This window comes from Streptomyces sp. NBC_01217, from assembly GCF_035994185.1.
Classification (GTDB): domain Bacteria; phylum Actinomycetota; class Actinomycetes; order Streptomycetales; family Streptomycetaceae; genus Streptomyces.
The window spans coordinates 4,424,702-4,444,794 of sequence record NZ_CP108538.1 but is presented as its reverse complement, the minus strand read 5'-3'; the positions used below and the strand labels follow the sequence as shown (position 1 = coordinate 4,444,794).

Annotated in this window: 22 protein-coding genes and 1 tRNA gene; 11 read left to right on the top strand and 12 right to left on the bottom strand. The window is 69.3% G+C overall.

All coding sequences use genetic code 11. From position 1 onward, the window contains the following. Positions 1 to 16: 16 nt before the first annotated feature. From OG507_RS19540 to OG507_RS19530, 3 genes are all read right to left on the bottom strand, one after another. Entirely contained in the window at positions 17 to 1,513 is a 1,497-nt protein-coding gene (locus OG507_RS19540; RefSeq protein WP_327368481.1) for a Stp1/IreP family PP2C-type Ser/Thr phosphatase, read from the bottom strand. A gap of 129 nt (positions 1,514 to 1,642) precedes the next feature. Further along, the gene (locus OG507_RS19535; protein WP_327368480.1) at positions 1,643 to 2,158 is read right to left on the bottom strand and encodes an FHA domain-containing protein FhaB/FipA; all 516 of its coding nucleotides are present in this window, start codon (positions 2,156 to 2,158) and stop codon (positions 1,643 to 1,645) included. A gap of 10 nt (positions 2,159 to 2,168) precedes the next feature. Next, the gene (locus OG507_RS19530) at positions 2,169 to 3,059 is read right to left on the bottom strand and encodes a DUF3662 and FHA domain-containing protein (RefSeq protein ID WP_327368479.1); all 891 of its coding nucleotides are present in this window, start codon (positions 3,057 to 3,059) and stop codon (positions 2,169 to 2,171) included. Positions 3,060 to 3,374: 315 nt separating this feature from the next. Between OG507_RS19530 and OG507_RS19525 the strand changes: the two genes are divergently transcribed. After that, positions 3,375 to 3,457: transfer RNA gene (locus OG507_RS19525), tRNA-Leu, on the top strand. Positions 3,458 to 3,642: 185 nt separating this feature from the next. Here OG507_RS19525 and OG507_RS19520 read toward each other — a convergent pair. Next, complete coding sequence (locus tag OG507_RS19520; RefSeq protein WP_327368478.1) at positions 3,643 to 4,254, bottom strand: FMN-dependent NADH-azoreductase; 612 nt, start codon at positions 4,252 to 4,254, stop codon at positions 3,643 to 3,645. Positions 4,255 to 4,400: 146 nt separating this feature from the next. Between OG507_RS19520 and OG507_RS19515 the strand changes: the two genes are divergently transcribed. The 4 genes from OG507_RS19515 to OG507_RS19500 all read left to right on the top strand — a co-directional run bounded on the left by OG507_RS19515 (position 4,401) and on the right by OG507_RS19500 (position 8,054). Then, the gene (locus OG507_RS19515; protein ID WP_327368477.1) at positions 4,401 to 4,745 is read left to right on the top strand and encodes a winged helix-turn-helix transcriptional regulator; all 345 of its coding nucleotides are present in this window, start codon (positions 4,401 to 4,403) and stop codon (positions 4,743 to 4,745) included. A gap of 427 nt (positions 4,746 to 5,172) precedes the next feature. After that, positions 5,173 to 6,633: a DUF2252 domain-containing protein gene (locus OG507_RS19510; RefSeq protein ID WP_327368476.1), complete on the top strand. Its 1,461-nt coding sequence runs from the start codon at positions 5,173 to 5,175 to the stop codon at positions 6,631 to 6,633. A gap of 58 nt (positions 6,634 to 6,691) precedes the next feature. Beyond that, entirely contained in the window at positions 6,692 to 7,663 is a 972-nt protein-coding gene (locus tag OG507_RS19505) for a hypothetical protein (protein ID WP_327368475.1), read from the top strand. A 46-nt stretch (positions 7,664 to 7,709) separates the two neighbouring features. Beyond that, complete coding sequence (locus OG507_RS19500) at positions 7,710 to 8,054, top strand: rhodanese-like domain-containing protein (protein ID WP_327368474.1); 345 nt, start codon at positions 7,710 to 7,712, stop codon at positions 8,052 to 8,054. Between the two features lie 61 nt (positions 8,055 to 8,115). Here OG507_RS19500 and OG507_RS19495 read toward each other — a convergent pair whose 3' ends face one another. The 6 genes from OG507_RS19495 to paaA all read right to left on the bottom strand — a co-directional run bounded on the left by OG507_RS19495 (position 8,116) and on the right by paaA (position 12,937). Next, the gene (locus OG507_RS19495; protein ID WP_327368473.1) at positions 8,116 to 9,267 is read right to left on the bottom strand and encodes an acyl-CoA dehydrogenase family protein; all 1,152 of its coding nucleotides are present in this window, start codon (positions 9,265 to 9,267) and stop codon (positions 8,116 to 8,118) included. Between the two features lie 118 nt (positions 9,268 to 9,385). Continuing rightward, positions 9,386 to 10,444, bottom strand: coding sequence for a 2Fe-2S iron-sulfur cluster-binding protein (locus tag OG507_RS19490; RefSeq protein WP_327368472.1), 1,059 nt, complete (start codon positions 10,442 to 10,444; stop codon positions 9,386 to 9,388). Further along, positions 10,445 to 10,951, bottom strand: a complete 507-nt coding sequence (gene paaD / locus OG507_RS19485) for a 1,2-phenylacetyl-CoA epoxidase subunit PaaD (RefSeq protein WP_327368471.1) — start codon at positions 10,949 to 10,951, stop codon at positions 10,445 to 10,447. Beyond that, positions 10,945 to 11,646, bottom strand: coding sequence for a 1,2-phenylacetyl-CoA epoxidase subunit PaaC (gene paaC, locus OG507_RS19480; RefSeq protein ID WP_327368470.1), 702 nt, complete (start codon positions 11,644 to 11,646; stop codon positions 10,945 to 10,947). Before paaC ends, paaD begins: the two co-directional genes overlap by 7 nt. Next, entirely contained in the window at positions 11,643 to 11,933 is a 291-nt protein-coding gene (gene paaB, locus OG507_RS19475) for a 1,2-phenylacetyl-CoA epoxidase subunit PaaB (RefSeq protein WP_327368469.1), read from the bottom strand. Before paaB ends, paaC begins: the two co-directional genes overlap by 4 nt. Further along, entirely contained in the window at positions 11,930 to 12,937 is a 1,008-nt protein-coding gene (paaA, locus tag OG507_RS19470; RefSeq protein WP_327368468.1) for a 1,2-phenylacetyl-CoA epoxidase subunit PaaA, read from the bottom strand. Before paaA ends, paaB begins: the two co-directional genes overlap by 4 nt. 119 nt (positions 12,938 to 13,056) lie before the next feature. On the opposite strand from paaA, the gene OG507_RS19465 reads away from it, so the two are divergent. From OG507_RS19465 to OG507_RS19455, 3 genes are read left to right on the top strand one after another with little or no spacing between them, the layout of a single operon-like run. Continuing rightward, positions 13,057 to 13,824: a DUF5819 family protein gene (locus OG507_RS19465; protein WP_327368467.1), complete on the top strand. Its 768-nt coding sequence runs from the start codon at positions 13,057 to 13,059 to the stop codon at positions 13,822 to 13,824. Next, positions 13,821 to 15,098: an HTTM domain-containing protein gene (locus OG507_RS19460; protein ID WP_327368466.1), complete on the top strand. Its 1,278-nt coding sequence runs from the start codon at positions 13,821 to 13,823 to the stop codon at positions 15,096 to 15,098. The genes OG507_RS19465 and OG507_RS19460 overlap by 4 nt, the downstream gene beginning before the upstream one ends. Then, a complete protein-coding gene (locus OG507_RS19455; protein WP_442810999.1) occupies positions 15,095 to 15,874 on the top strand; it encodes a TrmH family RNA methyltransferase in 780 nt (259 codons plus the stop codon). The genes OG507_RS19460 and OG507_RS19455 overlap by 4 nt, the downstream gene beginning before the upstream one ends. 186 nt (positions 15,875 to 16,060) lie before the next feature. Here OG507_RS19455 and paaN read toward each other — a convergent pair whose 3' ends face one another. Further along, positions 16,061 to 17,761 (bottom strand): phenylacetic acid degradation protein PaaN, encoded by a 1,701-nt coding sequence (paaN, locus tag OG507_RS19450; protein ID WP_327368465.1) that lies wholly within the window; start codon positions 17,759 to 17,761, stop codon positions 16,061 to 16,063. A gap of 123 nt (positions 17,762 to 17,884) precedes the next feature. Here paaN and OG507_RS19445 point away from each other — a divergent pair, with 123 nt between their 5' ends. From OG507_RS19445 to OG507_RS19435, 3 genes are all read left to right on the top strand, one after another. Next, complete coding sequence (locus tag OG507_RS19445; protein WP_327368464.1) at positions 17,885 to 18,478, top strand: TetR/AcrR family transcriptional regulator; 594 nt, start codon at positions 17,885 to 17,887, stop codon at positions 18,476 to 18,478. 41 nt (positions 18,479 to 18,519) lie between these two features. Further along, entirely contained in the window at positions 18,520 to 18,672 is a 153-nt protein-coding gene (locus tag OG507_RS19440; RefSeq protein ID WP_327368463.1) for a hypothetical protein, read from the top strand. 110 nt (positions 18,673 to 18,782) lie between these two features. Beyond that, positions 18,783 to 19,289: an alpha/beta hydrolase family protein gene (locus tag OG507_RS19435; protein WP_327368462.1), complete on the top strand. Its 507-nt coding sequence runs from the start codon at positions 18,783 to 18,785 to the stop codon at positions 19,287 to 19,289. A gap of 66 nt (positions 19,290 to 19,355) precedes the next feature. Here the strand turns inward: OG507_RS19435 and OG507_RS19430 are convergent, their stop codons facing one another. After that, a complete protein-coding gene (locus OG507_RS19430; protein ID WP_442811106.1) occupies positions 19,356 to 19,862 on the bottom strand; it encodes an Lrp/AsnC family transcriptional regulator in 507 nt (168 codons plus the stop codon). Positions 19,863 to 20,093: the final 231 nt, after the last annotated feature.

Below are 20,093 nucleotides of genomic sequence, written 5' to 3'. Positions count from 1 at the left end.
AAGGCCCCCTACGGCTTTACTGCTTACCGCACTGCGGGACCAGCTTTTTCTCTTCCTCCGAGAGGCTGGGACCAGGAGTGGGAGTCGCTGCGTTCGGCTTGGTCGTGGTGGTACCGGAAGTGCCGGACGTCTTGGCGGCGTCCGAGTCCGTGCCACTGGCTTGGCCCTCGTCGGAGCGGGCCTTCTCGGCCGCGCGTCGCTGGGCGTCCTTCTTGCAGGCGGTCGCCTGGAGGGCGAGTTCGCCGACCTTCTCGCGTGCGGAGGTGAGGTTGCCCTCGGCGATGGTCGCCTCGACCTGCTTGCGCTGGTAGGGCGGGAGGTACTTGAGTTCGATCTCGGGGTGGTCCTTCTCGACCTTCGAGAGCGAGACCCAGGCCAGGTCCTGGCTGATGCCCCGGAACAGCGCGACGTGTTCGTTCTTCGCGCCGACATAGAACTGGTTCTGGGTCCAGCGGTAGCCGCCGTAGAGACCGCCGCCGATGACGGCGAGCGCGAGCACGACGTAGAAGGACCTCTTGAGCCACTTGCGGCCGCCGCCGGGCTTGATGAAGTCGTCGTCGGTGTACGCGTCGAAGGAGCCGTCGGGCATTTGGCCGTAGCCGGCGCCGGCGCCGCTTCCGGGCGGTCCGAAGCCGCCTGCGGGGGGCGGGACCGGGCGGCCGAGGCCGGCCGCCCGTCCGGCGGGGGTCTGCATGGCGCTGCCGTCGTTCAGCTGGGCGGCCTGGTTCTCGGCGACCGCGCCGACGATGACCGGGGTGTCGTTGAGCTGTCCGGCCAGGGTGTCGTTGTTGTCGACGTCCAGGACGTCGGCGACGATGCAGGTGATGTTGTCCGGGCCGCCGCCGCGCAGAGCGAGCTGGATCAGCTCCTGGATGGTCTCCTGGGGGCCCTGGTAGCTGGCGAGGGTCTCTTCCATCGTCTGGTGGGAGACGACGCCGGAGAGCCCGTCGGAGCAGATCAGATAGCGGTCGCCGACCCGGACCTCACGGATGGAGAGATCGGGTTCGACGTGGTCGCCACTGCCCAGTGCCCGCATCAGAAGGGCGCGCTGCGGGTGGGTGGTGGCCTCTTCCTCGGTGATCCGGCCCTCGTCGACCAGCCGCTGCACCCAGGTGTGGTCCTGGGTGATCTGGGTGAGTACGCCGTCGCGCAGCAGGTACGCGCGGGAGTCGCCGACGTGGACGAGGCCGAGGCGCTGGCCGGTCCAGAGCAGCGCGGTGAGCGTGGTGCCCATGCCCTCCAGCTGGGGGTCCTCCTCGACCATCATGCGCAGTTGGTCGTTGGCCCGCTGGACCGCCGTACCGAGCGAGGTGAGGATGTCCGAGCCCGGGACGTCGTCGTCGAGCTGGACGAGTGTGGAGATCACCTCGGAGCTGGCGACCTCGCCGGCCGCCTGGCCGCCCATGCCGTCGGCGATGGCGAGCAGGCGCGGACCGGCGTAGCCGGAGTCCTCGTTGCCTTCCCGGATCATGCCCTTGTGCGATCCGGCGGCGAAGCGCAGGGAAAGACTCATGCGCACCTCTCCCGTCGGCTCGGGGTACAGCCGGTCTCGAGCCACACTGCCCACCCTCCGGTCGGGAGCCGGGCCGGGTCCGTTGCCCGGGCCGCTGCGGCTCGCTCGCTCCGCTCGCTCATTGTCGTACTACTTCCGCAGCTCGATGACGGTCTTGCCGATCCGGATCGGCGCGCCCAGCGGAACAGGTGTCGGGGTGGTAAGTCGGGTCCGGTCGAGATACGTGCCGTTGGTGGACCCGAGATCCTCGACGATCCACTGGCCGTCACGGTCGGGGTAGATCCTGGCATGCCTGCTGGACGCGTAGTCGTCGTCCAGGACGATCGTTGAGTCGTGGGCCCGGCCCAGCGTGATCGTCTGCCCCTGGAGCGCCACCGTGGTGCCGGTGAGCGTGCCTTCGGAGACGACCAGCTTTGTGGGTGCCCCCCGGCGCTGGCGGCCGGGCTGCTGGCGTTGCTGCGGCGGTGCCGCGGCGGATTGGCGTGCCTGTTGCGGACGTGTGTCGCTCGCAGTGCGGCGTGAGCCGCGTTGCGTGACGCGCGTTCCGAACAGGTCGCTGCGGATGACCTGCACGGCCACGATCACGAACAGCCACAGAACAGCCAGGAAACCTAGCCGCATGACCGTCAGGGTCAGCTCTGACATTGCCCCCGCTTCACCCTTCGGCTTGCCGGTAAACGATGGTGGTGCTGCCCACGACGATCCGCGAGCCGTCGCGGAGCGTAGCGCGGGTTGTGTGCTGCCCGTCCACCACGATGCCGTTGGTGGACCCGAGATCCTGGATCGTCGAGGGCGTTCCGGTCCGGATCTCACAGTGCCGGCGCGATACGCCGGGGTCGTCGATCCGCACGTCGGCGTCGGTGCTGCGTCCCAGCACCAGCGTCGGGCGGGAGATCTGATGGCGGGTGCCGTTGATCTCGATCCAGCGCCGGACCTGCGCGTTCGGCAGGGGGCTGGGCCCGGCCGGCGGGTGCCGGTCGGTGCTGGGCGCTCCGGGCCTGCCTGCGCCCGGCGGCGGGGCCGCGGGCATGGGCGGGGCGGCGCTGGGCGGGTAGCCGTAGCCGCCGGTGGGCTGTGCCGGCCGTCCCTGGCCCGGGTAGGGGGGCTGGCCCTGCTGTCCCGGGTGGCTCTGCGGTCCTGGCCGGCCCTGGGGGTCCTGCTGCTGTGACGAACTCGACGCCAGGGTGCGGCTGCGCACCCGGTAGAGACCGGTGTCGAGATCGTCGGCCTTCTCCAGATGGACCTTGATGGGGCCCATGAAGGTGTACCGCTGCTGCTTGGCGTAGTCGCGGACCAGGCCGGAGAGTTCGTCGCCCAACTGGCCCGAGTACGGGCTGAGCCGCTCGTAGTCGGGCGTGCTGAGTTCGACGATGAAGTCGTTGGGGACGACCGTCCGCTCACGGTTCCAGATCGTTGCGTTGTTGTCGCACTCGCGCTGGAGGGCTCCTGCGATCTCGACCGGCTGGACCTCGGACTTGAAGACCTTGGCGAAGGTGCCGTTGACCAGACCTTCGAGACGCTGCTCGAAACGCTTCATGACTCCCATGGGGCACCTCCTCCGTTGTAGTCGTCCCTGTACTGCTTACTGATCGTATCCACGCGTCGGGAAATCGGCTGGTTCCCCTTGTCTGCCCTGTGGATGAGTGTCACCTCTCACACGGATCGTAGAGGCGGCTTCCTGACAGTGTCCCGCACCTGGGGTGCACTGAGGAGGAGTGGGGGCGGCCGCACGGCGTTCCCGCTTCCCGCCTGGCGTTCGGTGAAACAACGGATGTGAATCCACCCTGTCCAGCGTGCTAATCTTCCGGATGTCGCCAGGCGCTCGCACCAAACGGTGAGAGAGTCTGAAAACACCACTCTTGCGCGAGTGGCGGAACGGCAGACGCGCTGGCTTCAGGTGCCAGTGTCCTTAGGGACGTGGGGGTTCAAATCCCCCCTCGCGCACAAGAGAGAAGCCCCACAGGCCAACGGTCTGTGGGGCTTCTTCGTTCCCGTTCGTCCGCGTTCGTTCCCGGGCTTTGTTTCACGTGAAACGCCGGATTTGTAGCGTCCTGTGCGGGTGTTGGGGCTTACGGGGCCCATGGAGTCCTGCATCCCCTCGGGTCCCGGCCGGCTGTGTTCCGTACGGCTCAGGCTGCGAGGCGGGCGGCGAGGGTCTTGCCCTTCTCCGCGGCTACGGAGAAGGCCTGGGTGCGGGAGGCGTCGGCGAGCGGAATGAGATCGGCCATCGCGGGCTGGGACCGGGCCAGCGTCAGTTCCGGGACGATGAAGTCGACCTCGGCGCCGAACATGGTCGTCAGCAGCGTCTCCAGGTAGTTCTGGACGAACTCGGCGCCCTCGCGCGGGGTGCCGGCGGCGTACGAGCCACCCCGGCTGGCGACGACGGTGATCGGGGTGCCCGTCGCCGTGCTGTCCGGACCCGCGTTGTGGCCGACGATGATCACCTGGTCGAGCCAGGCCTTCAGCGTGGACGGAATGGTGAAGTTGTACATCGGGGCGCCGATCAGGATGGCGTCCGCCGCTGCCAGCTCGTCCGCGAGTTCACGGCGCAGCGGGTCCTCGGCGCCGGCGGCGACAGCCGCGGCGTCCAGATGGGGCAGCGGGGAAGCGGCGAGGTCGCGGTAGACGACCTGGCCGTCGGGGTGCTGCTCACGCCAGGCCTGCACAAAGGCGGCACTGACATCGCGCGACGCGGAGCCCTCGGGGAAGACGGCGGAGTCGAGGTGAAGAAGTGTGGCCACGGGGATCTCCATGGATATCTGGGGGTGGCGGTATCTGGGGACGGCGGCAAACCGGTGCGGTGAGTCGCCATTTTCGTATGCACCTAGTAATAACATAGCTGCTTATTATTCGTAAGTACCTCATGGTCGCGCAGTACCCTGGGGTCATGGCGGAGCACAGCGAACAGGCGTGTAGGCGGGTCGATGTCGGCATCACCCGTGTCTTCGAGCTGTTCGGCAAGCGCTGGACGGGGCCGATCGTCTCGGTGCTGCTGCAGCAGCCGGTGCACTTCGCCGATCTGCGGCGAGCGATTCCGGGCATCAGCGAGCGCATGCTTTCGGACCGGCTTTCCGAACTCGGTGCGGCCGGACTGGTGGTGCGTGAGGTCGATGAGGGGCCGCCGCTGCGGGTTTCGTACCGTCTGACCGGGGCCGGTGCCGCGATGGAACCCGCGCTCAAGGAGCTGGCTCACTGGTCGAATACGTATCTGACCTCTGAAGACCCCTGCTGAGGCGTACCGGACGCCGAGGGGGCGGTGGGGGTCCGTTTTGTGGTGGGCCGCCGGCCTGTGAATGGGTGTCGCGGGACTGCGGGACTGCGGGACTGGTCGAGGGGAAGCGGCGGAAGGACGTGGCGGTGCCGGCTCCGGCCGCTGCTGTCGCCGAGTGCACGGAGGCAGGGGCCGCGTAGCGACGGGGGCGGCACGTCAAGGCCGAAGCCCGGACCGGGGCGGATGACGAGGAAGAACTGGAAGAGGCCGTCGGCGTCTGACCCGGCCCGACCGGGTCTGCCCAGGACAGAGTGTTGTCCACAGGCCGCGCGGTGAGTTTTCCACAGGGGCAGACGGCTTTCGGCGGACGGCGGTACCTTCGTCGCAATTGATCTGCGACAGGCATGGGGCCAGGAGCGCAGGACGAGGGCGGGGGAGGCTGCGCGCCATGGGTGAAATCGAAGCGACAGTGCCGGTTCAGCGGGCTGTGGCAGGTGATCCGCGCATTCCGGTCGTACCCGGATTCGCGCGCCGGACGAATGCGGCGACCGCGGTGGGCGGGAGTGCGCCGCAGTCGCCCAGGGAGGCGGGCAAGACGCTGCGGGAGAGGGTGCCCAGGGCCGCTCACTCAGCTCTTGACCTGCCTGCCGGGCGGCCGGATGCGGTGCAGGCGGTCGAGGAGTCGAGCCGGGGCAGGGTGCCCGGACTCACCTCGATCCGGGTGGGACGGATGGCGGCCACGCCGTTCGCGTTTCTGCGCGGTTCGGCCGGGCTGATGGCCCATGACCTGATGGGCACAGCGGTCAGCGGGGTGGGCGCCCAGCTCTGCGGCGATGCGCACGCGGCCAATTTCGGCCTGTACGGCGACGCGCGGGGCAGTCTGGTCATCGACCTGAACGACTTCGACGAGACCGTGTTCGGCCCCTGGGAATGGGACCTCAAGCGCCTCGCCACCTCGCTGGTTCTCGCCGGGCGCGAGGCGGGGGCGGACGAGGACACCTGCCGCCGGGGCGCGTACGACACGGTGGGCGCATACCGGCGGACGATGCGTCTGCTGGCCAGACTGCCCGCACTCGACGCGTGGAACGCCATCGCGGACGAGGAGTTGGTCTCGCACACGGACGCGCGGGATCTGCTCGGCACCCTGGAGCGGGTCTCGGAGAAGGCCCGTAACAACACCAGCGCCCGCTTCGCGGCCAAGTCCACCGAGGATTCCGGGGACGGCGGACGCCGCTTCATAGACGCGCCGCCGGTTCTGCGGCGGGTGCCGGACGAGGAAGCCGCGGCGGTGGCGGCGGGACTCGGTGACTATCTGGGCACGATTTCGGAGGACCGCGTACCGCTCCTCGCCAGGTATGCGATCCATGACGTGGCGTTCCGGGTGGTCGGTACGGGGAGCGTCGGCACCCGGTCGTACGTGGTGCTCCTGCTCGATCACCGTGGTGAGCCCCTGGTGCTGCAGGTGAAGGAGGCGCGGCCCTCCGTGCTGGCGCCCTACCTCCCGGCTGTCGGGTTCGATGTGCCGGAGGTGGCGCACGAGGGGCGCCGGGTGGTGCTCGGGCAGAAGCGGATGCAGGTCGTCAGCGACATCCTGCTGGGTTGGGCCACCGTCGACGGACGCCCGTTCCAGGTGCGGCAGTTCAGGAACCGCAAGGGCAGTGTGGATCCGGCGGCCCTGGCAGCCGATCAGGTCGACGACTACGGCCGGATGACGGGTGCACTGCTGGCGCGGGCCCATGCGCACAGCGCCGATCCGCGGCTGATCGCGGGCTACTGCGGCAAGAACGAAGAGCTGGACGAGGCGGTGGCGGCGTTCGCGGTGACGTACGCGGACCGCACGGAGGCGGACCACGCGGAGCTGGTGCGGGCCATCGGTTCGGGGCGGATAGCCGCCGAACTGGGCGTGTGAGGAGCTTTGTGCCGACCGCGCGTCCTCGGGGCGTGGACGGTGGCCATACGCTGGACGGGTGACCCACGAAGCGGCCGGGGCGCCGACCACCCGGAACGACGATGACCGGCAGGACAACGACCGGCAGCACGAGCAGCCTGCGCAGGATGCGGAGCACGGAGGGCCGGCCGGTGCCGATGATGGCGCCGGTCCGGAGGCCGACGCCGCTGGCGCCGCTGAGGGGGTCGGCGAGGCTGCCGACGGGACCGCTGAGGGGGCTCGGCCCGAGGCTCGGCTTGCGAAGGCTGTGAGGGCGGCGGAGCAGGCGCTGATCGAGTTCGAGATCGCGGTGGAGACCTTCCGGGTCGAGGTCGAGAACTTCTCCCGGCTGCATCACCAGAAGCTCGGGCCGATGTACGCCCGCCTCGATGAGCTCGATGCGCAGATCGCGGAGGCCCGGGCCGCCAGGACCGGTGACCCCGAAGACCTTCGCAAGGCGCAGGAGGCCCGGGCGATCGTGATGCCGATGCCGGGCGTCGACGAGCTGTTCCACGACTGGATGGACTCGGACGGGCTGTCCCCCGAGGCAGCGGCGATGCTGACCGAGCAGCCGGTCCGGCCGCCCAAGCGGGTCCGGCCGACCGAGGAGGCGCGCAAGCTCTACCGCGAGCTGGCGCGCAAGGCCCACCCGGACCTGGCGCAGGACGAGAAGGAGCGGGCGCGCCGGGACGAGTTCATCACCCGCGTCAACGGCGCCTACGGGCGCGGCGACGAGGCGCTGCTGAAGGAGCTGGCGCAGGAGTGGGCGGCCGGGCCGGTCGCGGAGCGGGCGGAGCTCGGCGAGAGCGGGGAGCTCTACGCCCGGCTGGAGTGGCTGACCCAGCGCAAGGAACTGCTGACGGTGCTCGCCCAGGAGTTGGAGGAGAGCGCGATCGGGGCCATGCTGCGGATGGCGCCCGACGATCCGGACCGGCTGCTCGACGAGATCGCCGATCAGCTCCTGGGCGAGGTCACTCGGCGCGAGGCGGAGCTGGCGGGGCTGGTGCAGTAGCGTTTCAGGTGACTCTGGAGCGTACGTACGAGAGAAGGCATGACCCATGAATTTCGCCCCGCTGCCCTCGGTGGATGTCGCGGTGGTGCCGTCGGACGGCTTTGTGCTGGATGTCCGTGAGGACGACGAGTGGGCGGCCGGACATGTCGAAGGCGCTCTGCACATTCCGATGAGTGACTTCGTGAGTCGCTTCGGCGAGCTGACCGAGGCCGTCGAGGACGGTCGGCGCGTGCATGTGATGTGCCGGGTCGGTGGCCGGTCCGCCCAGGTCACCCAGTATCTGGTGCAGCAGGGCCTCGACGCCGTGAACATCGACGGCGGGATGCTCGCCTGGGACGGTGCCGGACGCCCGATGGTCACCGACAACGGCAACCCGGCTTTCGTGCTCTGAGCCGGTCGGGTTGGGTCCAGTTGAGACCGTCCCGGGGCCTCCGGGGTCGGGCTCGTGGTTCTCAGCCGAGGGGATGGGCGGCCAGCAGATCGCCCAGGGCTGCCTCGTGCGCCGCTGCTGGGCCCAGGGAGAGTTCGATCTGCTTCGCCCAGGCGTGGAAGCGGTGCAGCGGGTAGTCGGTGTCCGCGCCGAAGCCGCCGTGCAGATGCTGTGCCGTCTGCACGATCCTGCGGACACCGTCCGACGCCCAGATCTTCGCCACGGCGATGTCGCCCTCGGCGGGCAGCGCGCCGGTTGTACCTGTGGAGATCCTCCAGGCCGCCTGCCAGAGTGTCAGTTCCATGGCCCGCAGATCGATGTACCGGTCGGCGGCCTGGACGGCGACGGACTGGAACGTGGCGACGGGGAACCCGAACTGCTCGCGCTTTCCCGTGTATTCGCTCGTCATGGCCAGCACCGTCTCGCCAAGGCCCAGCGCGAGCGCGCAGGTTCCGGTGGTGAGCAGGGCGCGCAGCCATTCCCAGGCGTCGGCGGTGTCGATCAGTGCGCGGTCCTCCACCCGTACGCCGTCGAGCCGGACCTCGGCGAGCAACTCGCCGCTGGTGGACACCTGTTCAGCCAGCGTGACGCCTTCGTCGGAGTGGCGTACCAGGGACAGGACGGCGCGGCCGTCGGCCGTGTGGGCGGGCACGGCGATCCAGTCCGCGACCTGCGCCCACGGCACCCCTGACTGCACCCCGTCGAGCACCCAGACCGAGCCGCTGTCGCTGTCGCCGGAGTCCCGGCGGGCGGTCACGGCGAGCTCGGCCGGATCGTGGCCGGAGCGGCCGTTGGCCCCGACCGTGAGAACCAGCTCACCCCGGCCGACGCGGGGCAGCAGCTCCGCCGCCAGCCCCGCGTCGCCGTAGCGCTGAAGCACCATGGCGACCGCACACGTCTCCAGCAGCGGCACCCTCGCAAGCACCCTGGAGGATTCACGCAGCACCAGGCAGAGTGCGATGAGATCGAGCCCGGTCCCGCCGTGCTCCGGCGACAGCGTCAGGCTCAGGAGGTCGCCCGCGGCGAGCCCGGCCCACAGAGACCGGTCGATGTCCTCGGCCACCGCGCCCGGCACGAGAGCGGGGCTGGGCACTCCGTCGGGTACGACGCCCGAGAAGACCGCTTTCGCCGCCTCAGTGGCTGCCTGCTGTTCCTCGGTGAAGGTGAAGTCCACTGCCCTGGCCTCCCGCGAACCGCTGCTCCCGTACCCGGACCTGACGGGCCGTCAAGATAGAACAGGTTCTATGAGAAGGGAAGAACGGAAGGCGGGGTGGGTGGATCGGGGGCGGGTGTCAGCGGTCGAAGTCGAGCTCCACCTCCGGCGTGACCGGATGCGACTGGCAGGCCAGCACATAGCCCGCCTCGGTCTCTTCCGGTTCCAGTGCGAAGTTGCGGTCCATCCGGACCTCGCCGGAGACCAGGAAAGCTCTGCACGTTCCGCACACACCGCCCTTGCAGGCGTACGGCGCGTCGGCACGGCTGCGCAACACCGTCTCCAACAGTGATTCGCCGTCCTGGACCGGCCAGTTGCCCGAGCGGCCGTCCAGTGTCGCGGTGAGTGTGCTGTGTGCGGGTGCCTCGACACGGGTGCGGGCGGTCGCGTTCGGCCCGTCGTCCACATGGAAGATCTCCTGGTGGATACGGATCCGGTCGATGCCCAGGCCGCGCAGCGCACGGTCGGCCGCCTGGACCAGTCCGAACGGGCCGCACAGATACCAGCCGTCCACATCCGGCACCGGAAGCAGCGCGGGCAGCAACTCGGTGAGCCGATCCCGGTCCAGCCGGCCGGACGGCAGGCCTGCCTGCTGTTCCTCCCGGGAGAGCACCGTCACCAGCTGGAACCGGTCCGGATAGCGGTCCTTGAGGTCGGCGACCTCGTCAAGGAACATCGTCGAAACCGCCGTCCGGTCACTGCGGACCAGGCAGAAACTCGCGTCGGGCTCCCGCGCCAGCAGCGTCGCCGCGATCGACAGCACCGGGGTGATTCCACTGCCCCCGACGATGGCCGCGAAGCGTCCGGCACGGGGCGTGAGCGCGAAGCGGCCCATCGGAGCCATCGCCTCGATCAGGTCACCGACGGCGAGTTCCTTCAGCGCGTATGTGGAGAACGCGCCGCCGTCGACGAGCCGGATGCCCACCCGCAGCATCGGGTCGGCCGGTTGCTCGGTGGCCGGGGAACAGATCGAGTACGAGCGGCGAATCTCCTCGCCGTCGACGGTGTAGCGCACATTGAGGTGCTGGCCGGGCTTGTGGCGGAAGGTCTCGCGCAGCTCGGACGGTACGGCGAGGGTGACGGCCACCGAATCGTCCGTGAGCCGTTCGATCGCGCGGACCCGGAGCGGATGGAACATCTACAACTCCTTGAAGTGGTCGAACGGTTCGCGACATGTCACGCAGCGGCGCAGCGCCTTGCAGGCGGTGGAGGAGAACCGGCTCAGCAGCTCCGTATCGGTCGAGCCGCAGTGCGGGCAGCGGACCGAGAGCGTGAGCGGCACCGGGCCTCCCGCGGGAGCCGTGGCGTCGTGCGGGCGCGGGGGCGCTATGCCGAACTCGGCCAGCTTGCGCCGCCCTTCAGCGCTTATGTCGTCCGTGGACCAGGCCGGCGAGAGCACGGTGAGCACGGAGACCTCCGGTATGCCGTGGTCGTGCAGCACCCGCTCGATGTCGGCGGACATGGCCTCGATCGCCGGGCAGCCGGTGTAGGTCGGGGTGAGACGTACGGTGACCTTGCCCGGTGCCACCACGTCCACACCCCGCAGGACTCCCAGCTCGTCCAGGGTCAGCACGGGCAGTTCGGGATCGGGAACAGAGCCCGCGAGCCGGTGCAGCTCCTCCTCCAGAAGCGTTTCGGTCACCATGACGCCCCCGGGTGGCTGCGATGCAGATGCTGCATCTCGGCGATCATCCTGCCGAAGGGTTCGGTGTGGATGCCCTGGCGCCCCGCGCCCGCCGTCCACGCTCCGGACTGCGGACCGGCCGGCACGGTCAGCGTGGCCCGCTCCAGCACCGCGGTGACGGACTCCAGCCAGCCGCTGTGCAGCGACTGCCAGTCGATCTCCACACCCTCGACGGGCTGGAACAGCTCGCCGGTGAACCGCCACAGGGCGTCCGCCCCGCGCTGCATCCGGTCGTGACTCTCGGCCGTGCCGTCGCCGAGCCGTAGCGTCCAGTGCTCCGCGTGGTCCTGGTGGTAGGCGACTTCCTTGACCGCCTTCGCCGCCAGCCCGGCGAACGGGCCCTCACCGGCCGCCAGCTGCTCGTACAGCAGCCGTTGGTAGACGGAGAAGTAGAGCTGGCGGGCGATGGTCTGGGCGAAGTCGCCGTTCGGCTGCTCGACCAGCTGGACGTTGCGGAAGGCGCGCTCCTCGCGCAGATACGCCAGCTCGTCCTCGTCCCCGACGAGGGAGAGCAGCACCCGGGCCTGCCCCAGCAGATCCAGGGCGATGTTGGCCAGGGCCAATTCCTCCTCCAGCACGGGGGCGTGGCCCGCCCACTCCCCCAGCCGGTGCGACAGCACCAGCGCGTCGTCGCCCAGGGCGAGGGCCGCGGTCACAGGTGCTTCACCCCTTCCGGGATCTCGTAGAACGTCGGGTGCCGGTACGGCTTGTCACCGGCCGGCTCGAAGAAGGAGTCTTTCTCGTCCGGCGAGGAGGCCGTGACCTGGGCGGACGGGACCACCCAGATGGAGACGCCCTCGGAGCGGCGCGTGTACAGATCGCGTGCGTTGCGCAGGGCCATTTCCGCGTCGGGGGCGTGCAGGCTGCCCGCGTGGGTGTGGGACAGCCCGCGGCGCGAACGCACGAACACCTCCCACAGCGGCCATTCGGTCGAGCTGTTCATGCTGTCGCCTCCCCATCGTTGCGAACCGCTGTGTGCTTCTCGGCGTACGCGACCGCCGCGTCCCGGACCCAGGCGCCCTCCTCGTGCGCCCGGCGGCGCTGGCTGAGGCGCTGCTCGTTGCACGGGCCGTTGCCCTTGAGGACCTCCTGGAACTCCTGCCAGTCGATCGCCCCGAAGTCGTGCTGTCCACGCTCCTCGTTCCACCGGAGATCCGGGTCCGGGAGGGTGAGCCCCAGCGCCTCGGCCTGGGGGACGCAGATGTCCACGAAGCGCTGTCGCAGCTCGTCGTTGGAGTGACGCTTGATCTTCCAGGCCATCGACTGCGCCGAATGGGCCGATGCGTCGTCCGGCGGGCCGAACATCATCAGGGACGGCCACCACCAGCGGTTCACCGCGTCCTGCGCCATCTCGTGCTGTGCCGGGGTGCCGCGGCTGAGGGTGAGCAGCAGCTCGTAGCCCTGACGCTGGTGGAAGGACTCCTCCTTGCAGATGCGGACCATCGCCCGGGCGTACGGACCGTAGGAGCAGCGGCAGAGCGGCACCTGATTGGTGATCGCGGCGCCGTCCACGAGCCAGCCGATCGCGCCCACGTCCGCCCAGGTCAGCGTCGGGTAATTGAAGATCGAGGAATACCTCTGGCGGCCCGCGTGGAGCTTGTCGAGCAGCTCCTCGCGGCCGGTGCCGAGCGTCTCCGCGGCGCTGTAGAGGTAGAGCCCGTGCCCGGCCTCGTCCTGCACCTTGGCGATCAGGATCGCCTTGCGGCGCAGCGAGGGCGCTCGCGTGATCCAGTTGGCCTCCGGCTGCATTCCGATGATTTCGGAGTGGGCATGCTGGGCCATTTGCCTGACCAGCGAGGCGCGGTACGCATCCGGCATCCAGTCACGCGGCTCGATGCGCTCGTCCGCCGCCACCGCGGCGTCGAAGGCCGCTGACAGGGCCGCACCGGCCCCTTCGGGCCCGCCTGATCCCGCCTGCGCTGTCTGGTCCGCAGTCACTGCCGTCATCCCGGACTCCCTACCGACCGACCGATCGTTCGGTTCATTGTCTTCAATGGTGAGTCGGTGGCCCGTAGGGTGTCAACCCTGTGGATAACTCACCGGGGATCGACGGGGATCGGGGCGGGATGGATTCGTACGACGACAGGGGCGTCGGGAGCGTGGGCGGGGGCGCCGGGCCAGGGGCGGGGCAGCGCGAGGACGTGTCGTCCGTCGCCGGTCAGGGTCCGGGGGCGGGTCCGGGTCCCCGTGGCGGCATGGCTGCCCTGACACTTCCGTATCAGATCGTCGCCGCGGTCGCACTGTCGGTCATCGGGCTGTTGGCCTGTGCTCAACTGGCCATGGTGTTTCTGCACGTGGCACCCTCCAACACCCTGACCAAGCAGCACGGTGAAGCGGTCGACGACTGGGTCTATCCCGAGTTCGAGCAGAACTGGAAGCTCTTCGCCCCGAACCCGCTTCAGCAGAACATCGCGATACACGTCCGGGCCGAGATATCCGGCGCCGACGGCCGCCGCACCACCTCCTGGATGAGCCTCTCCGGTGAGGACGGCAAGGCGATACGAGGCAATCCGCTCCCCAGCCACATCCATCAGAACGAACTCCGTCGTGGCTGGGACTTCTACCTCGGCTCCCACGACAGCGAGAACCGCGCGAACGGCACGCGCGGTGAGCTCTCCGAGCGCTACATCCGCCGCATCGCGATGCTGCGCCTCAGCGAACACGACTACGGCGGCACCATCGAGCGCATTCAGATCCGCTCCGAGGTGCGGTCCGTCGCGGCGCCCGCATGGAGCAAGGAGAAGATCAGCACGAGGCCGTCCTACCGGGTGCTGCCGTGGTGGACCGTCACCGCTGCCGATCTCCCCGAGAACGCCGAGGGGGCTGACCAGTGAGTACGTTCGCCTTCGATCGCAAGCTCGCCCGCGGCATCCAGCGGATCACCTCCTCGGCCCTCGGCCCGTACCAGAGCGCCGTCACCCGGATCGGGTTCTCCGCCACCTATCTGCTGTTCCTGCTGCGCGAACTGCCGCACCGGCACGAGATGTACGGACCCGATGCTCCGTGGCGCTGGGACATGGCGGAGCAGCTCATATCGGGCAATGGAGCCTTCACCACGCTCATGTGGTCGGACAGCACGGTCTGGTTCGAGATCGTTTACGCGGTTGCTCTGCTCTCCGCCGCGCTGCTGATGGTCGGCTGGCACACCCGCGCCATGTCGGTCCTCTTCATGGTGGGTGTGCTCTCCCTGCAGAACCGCAGCATCTTCTTGGGCGACGGCGGGGACAACGTCGTCCATCTCATGGCGATCTATCTCGTGCTGACGCGCTGCGGGCAGGTCTGGTCGCTGGACGCCCGGCGTGCGGCGCGCGTGGCCCGGGTGGCTGGTGCGGCCGGTGCGGCGGAGGAGGGTGCGGAAGCCGAGGGTTCCCGGCGTGCGGTGCTGGGGAATGTGGCCGGTCCGGTTCTCTGGGTGGTGCTCGGCCCGGTCCTGCTCGTGGCCACCTTGACGGACGGCCTCGGCGGCACATGGTGGCTGCCGGCTCTCCTCTGGATCCTCTGGGTCGGACAGGGTGCCTGGTGGGCCGTGAACCGACACGCACCGCAGAGCGAAGCGCGCACCCTGCTCGATGTCGTCGCCAATCTCGCCCACAACGCGACCCTCGTCGTGATCATGGCCGAGGTCTGTCTGATCTACGCGACGGCAGGTTGGTACAAGATCCAGGGTTCGCGGTGGCAGGACGGCACGGCGCTGTACTACCCGCTCAAGCTCGACTACTTCACGCCCTGGCCCGGGCTGTCGGACATCCTCGCCGCCAACGGCGTGATGGTGATGCTCATCACGTACGGCACGGTCGTCGTTCAGGTCGCCTTCCCCTTCACCCTGTTCAACCGGCGGGTCAAGAACGTCCTGCTCGTCGCCATGATCTGCGAGCACGCCGGCATCGCTCTGCTGCTCGGACTGCCCTTCTTCTCGATGGCCATGATTGCCGCCGACTCTGTCTTTCTGCCGACCGTCTTCCTGGTGTGGCTGGGCGGCCGGGTGACCCTCGGACGGGAGCTGCTGTTCTCCCGCAGGGGGAAGGTGCCGAGGCAGCGGCAGCGTGCCGTCCATGACGAGGAGGCCCCGCAGCACAGCGGCGACGGGGGCCATACGCTCGTCGGGTGAGTAGTGAGAGTGGCAGCAGTGACAGCAGCGGCAGCAGTGACAGTGCGGGTGGCGCGGGTGGTGCTGGTGACGGGGAGCCGTCGGCCGAAGAGTCCGTAGGGCCTGGACGCGAACCGTCCGTGGCATCCGTATCGGCGACGGAGCCGATGCAGTACGACGAGGGCTTCGGGACGGAGATCGGCGTCGGGCCGCATCCGCTGCCCTGGCCCGAGGACGAGCGGTACGACCCCGAGCTGCTCGCCCACGGCGACCGGCGCAATGTGGGCGATGCCTACCGCTACTGGACGCGGGAGGCGATCGTCGCCGATCTCGATCTGCGGCGGCACGACTTCCATGTGGCGGTCGAGAACTGGGGCCACGACTTCAATATCGGCTCCGTGGTGCGCACCGCGAACGCCTTCCTCGCCAAGGAGATCCACATCGTGGGGCGGCGGCGCTGGAACCGGCGCGGTGCGATGGTCACCGACCGGTACCAGCATGTGCGGCACCACCCCGACACGGAGTCGCTGACCGCGTGGGCCGCGGCGGAAGGGCTGCCGATCATCGGGATCGACAACCTGCCGGGGGCGGTGCCGCTGGAGCGGACCGAGCTGCCGCGGCGCTGCGTGCTGCTCTTCGGACAGGAAGGGCCCGGGCTGACCGAGGAGGCGCGCAAGCACGCCGCGATGGTGTGCTCCATTGCGCAGTTCGGGTCGACGCGGTCGATCAACGCGGGGGCCGCGGCTGCGATCGCCATGCATGCGTGGGTGCAGCGGTATGCGGAGATTCCGGGGTAGGCGGGGCGCCTGCGGCGGGCCTGTTCCCCTACCCGCCCCTTCCCGTAACGGGGGCTCCGTCCCCGGACCCCCGCTCCTCAAACGCCGGAGGGGTTGGGTAGGGGCCCGGAGAAACCGGGATGGGGAAGGGGCCGGGATGGGGAAGGGGACGGGACGGGGAAGGGGACGGGGTGCCAGCGGTGGGGATTACGCCTGGCGGCGGACTTCCACGGTGCGGAAGCGGTTTGCTACGAAGGCCCCGTCGCAGAGGGCCGCGTTCGCTGCCGGGTTGCCGCCCGAGCCGTGGAAGTCGGAGAACGCCGCGGTCTGGTTGACGTACACCCCGCCCGTCAGGTTCAGCGAGAGCTGGGCCGACTCGTCCAGGCAGACGTCCTCCACGGCGCGCTCCACCTCGGGTGAGGTGGTGTACGCGCCGACTGTCATCGCGCCCTTGTCGCGGATCGTGCGGCGGAGCAGTTCCACGGCGTCGGCTGTCGAGTCGACCGCTACCGCGAAGGAGACCGGTCCGAAGCACTCCGTCAGGTAGTGCTCCTCGTCGTCCGGCTTGGTGACGTCCAGTTTCACGACGACGGGGGTGCGGACCACGGCACCGGGGAATTCCGGGTTGGCCACCTCGCGGGAGGGCAGGGCGACTTCGCCCAGCTCCGCGGCCGCTTCCAGACGGGCCTTCACACCGGGGTTGACCAGGGCGCCGAGCAGGGCGTTCGCCCGGGCGTCGTCGCCCAGCAGACCGTTGACCGCGGCGGCGATGTCGGCGACGACTTCGTCGTACGTCTTGTCGCCGGCGTCGGTCGTGATGCCGTCCCGGGGGATCAGCAGGTTCTGCGGGGTGGTGCACATCTGGCCGCTGTACAGCGAGAGGGAGAACGCCAGGTTGGCGAGCATGCCGTCGTAGTTGTCCGTGGAGTCGACGACGATCGTGTTGACCCCGGCCTTCTCCGTGTAGACCTGGGCTTGGCGGGCGTTGGTCTCCAGCCAGTCGCCGAAGGCGGTCGATCCCGTGTAGTCGATGATCTTGATCTCGGGGCGGACCGCGAGGGTCTTCGCGATGCCTTCGCCCGGCCGTTCGGCCGCCAGGGCCACCAGGTTGGGATCGAAGCCTGCCTCGACGAGCACCTCGCGGGCCAGCTGCACCGTGAGCGCGAGCGGAAGCACGGCGCGCGGGTGCGGCTTGACCAGGACGGGGTTGCCGGTGGCCAGGGAGGCGAAGAGACCGGGATAGCCGTTCCACGTGGGGAACGTGTTGCAGCCGATCAGGAGTGAGATGCCGCGGGGCGCCGAGGTGAACGACTTGTGGAGCTGGAGCGGGTCGCGCTTGCCCTGAGGCTTGGACCAGTCGGCGTTCTGCGGGGTGCGGGTCTGCTCCTCGTATGCGTACGCCACCGCCTCCAGGCCGCGGTCCTGGGCGTGGGGGCCGCCCGCCTGGAACGCCATCATGAAGGCCTGGCCGCTGGTGTGCATCACGGCGTGGCCGAACTCATGCGTCCTGGCACTGATCCGCGCCAGGATCTCCAGACAGACCAGGGCCCTGGTCTCCGGGCCCGCCGCACGCCAGGCGGCCATCCCCGTACGCATCGCCGGAAGCAGGACATCCAGATCGGCGTGCGGATATTCGACGCCCAGCTCCGGCCCGTAAGGAGAGGTTTCCCCGCCCGTCCAGCCGTCGGTGCCCGGCTGGCCGAGGTCGAGCCGGGTGTGCAGCACGGCATCGAATGCGGCCTTGCCCTCGGCGGCGCTCAGGCTGCCGGGGGCGCCGTCCTCGCCGTATGCCTTCGGATGCTCGGGGTGCGGGGACCAGTAGGCGCGCGTACGGATCGCGTCGAGGGCCTGGTCGAGCGCGGGGCGGTGCTTCTCGGACAGCAGGTGCGGGGAGAGCTCGGCGGCCATGACGGACCAACTCCTCATCGAGCTGGGCAGGGACGGGCGGACAGAGTTAGAGTAACCGAACGATCGGTCGGGACAAGGGGGCCCGCCAAACCTGTGGACAACTCGTAGGGGAGGATCGCGGACATGACCACGGCCAAGCGGGACACGTACACCCCGGAGACTCTGCTCACCGTCGCCGTCCGTGTCTTCAACGAGCGCGGCTATGACGGCACGTCCATGGAACATCTCTCCAAGGCGGCGGGCATTTCCAAGTCGTCCATCTATCACCACGTCGCGGGCAAGGAGGAATTGCTCCGGCGTGCGGTCAGTCGGGCGCTGGACGGGCTCTTCGGAATTCTCGACGAGCCGGGAGCGACGCAGGGGCGCGCGATCGAGCGGGTCGAGTACGTCACCCGTCGTACCGTCGATGTGCTGATAGCCGAACTGCCCTACGTCACGCTGTTGCTGCGCGTAAGGGGCAATACGAAGGCCGAGCGCTGGGCCATGGAACGGCGGCGCGAGTTCGACCACCGGGTGACCGATCTGCTCAGGGCGGCGGTCGCGGACGGCGATCTCCGCTCGGACGTGGACATACGGCTGGTGACCCGGCTGCTCTTCGGGATGGTCAACTCCCTGGTGGAGTGGTATCGGCCGCAGCCGGACGGCGGCGTGGAAGGCGAAATGCTGGCGGACACGCTCGTCCGGGTGGCCTTCGAGGGGATGCGTTCCAGCCGCTGAACCGTTGACGGCCGGACAGGTCCAGACCACCATCCTTCGGCATGACCACCGCTGCCCTGCGCGTTCCCGGGCTCCTGTCCGCCGCCGTGCTGATCGCGGCCGTGTCGCTGACCGGATGCGGTGGCGGCGATGGTGACGTACGCGGGGACCGGGCTGCGACCGAGGCCGCGGCGCCTGACGACCTCGCTGCCTGACGCCAGAAGAGGCGAAGACCGCTTCCCTCGCCTTCGAGTCCGCGGACGGGAACGAGACGGGCGCCCATGCGCCGGGCGGTGCGAACGGCGGCGGGACCGGCGCGGGGATCGTGCTCGCGCACCAGTCCGACGGCACGGCCTGTCAGTGGAAGGACAAGGCCGACGAGCTGCACCGGGTCGGCTATCGGGTGCTCGCGGTCGATTCGGCGGGCCAGGAGGTCTCCGAGATTGTCGGAGCGGCCGCGTATCTGCGCGGCAAGGGTGTGGAGAAGCTACTGCTGATGGGGGCGTCCAAGGGAGGCGCCGCCGTGCTCGCGGCCGCGCCCGCGATACGGCCGCAGCCGGACGCGGTGATCGCGCTCTCCGCGCCGACGTTCTACTCCGGCATGAACGCGCTGGACGCCGTCCCGAAGCTGACCGCCCCGGTGCTCTACATGGCCGCCGAGTACGACGGCTCCTTCGGGGAGGACGCGAAGGAGCTGGACAAGGCCGGAGCCAAGGGAGCGGAGCACAAGCTGGTCTACGTCAGAGGTGCGGGCGAGCACGGGGTGGCGCTGCTCGACAGCGTGGAGAACTGGGCCACGGTCCGGGCATTCCTCAAGAAGTACGGATCCTGAAGCAGATCCGGCACCGGCTGCGGCTCCGGTTTCGTCCGGATTGCGGCTCATGTTCGCCGGTTGCCGTCAGGCGAGCTCGGTGGGTCTGTCCGGGCCCGGGGCCAGGTCCGTCTCCTCGAACACCAGAAGTGTGCGGGTGGAGAGCACCTCCGGGATGGCCTGGATCCTGGTCAGGACCAGCTCGCGCAGCGACCGGTTGTCCGGGGTGTGCACCAGCAGCAGGACATCGAAGTCGCCGCTGACCAGCGCGATGTGCGTGGCCCCCGGCAGTGCCTGGAGCTGTTCGCGCACGGTACGCCAGGAATTCTGGACGATCTTGAGCGTGATGTACGCGGAGGCGCCCTGACCCGCCCGCTCATGGTTCACGCGCGCGCTGAAACCGCGGATCACGCCGTCGTCGATGAGCCGGTTGATGCGGGCATAGGCGTTGGCCCTGGACACATGGACGCGATCGGCGACCGACCGTATCGAGGCGCGGCCGTCCGTCTGGAGCAGTCGCAGGATGTCGCGATCGACGGCATCGAGCGGGCGCGCGGGCGGAACCTGGCCGGGGTCCTGGCCCCCATCGGCCATTTGTTCAGCTGACATGTGCCCGCGCCTCCCTGTCCTGGACGACCTGCCCCTATCCCAGGCTGTGGAGAACCGTTTGTCCACAGGCTGAAGGTGCCTGTAGCCAAAATGCGCTCGCGACCGAACAATCGGTAGGTGAGGCGCACCACATCCGTGCCTCGGACAGTGCTCGACATTTCGAAGTATTTCGACACCCCTCGGCATCGGACGATCCCCCGACGCCGACAGACGCCG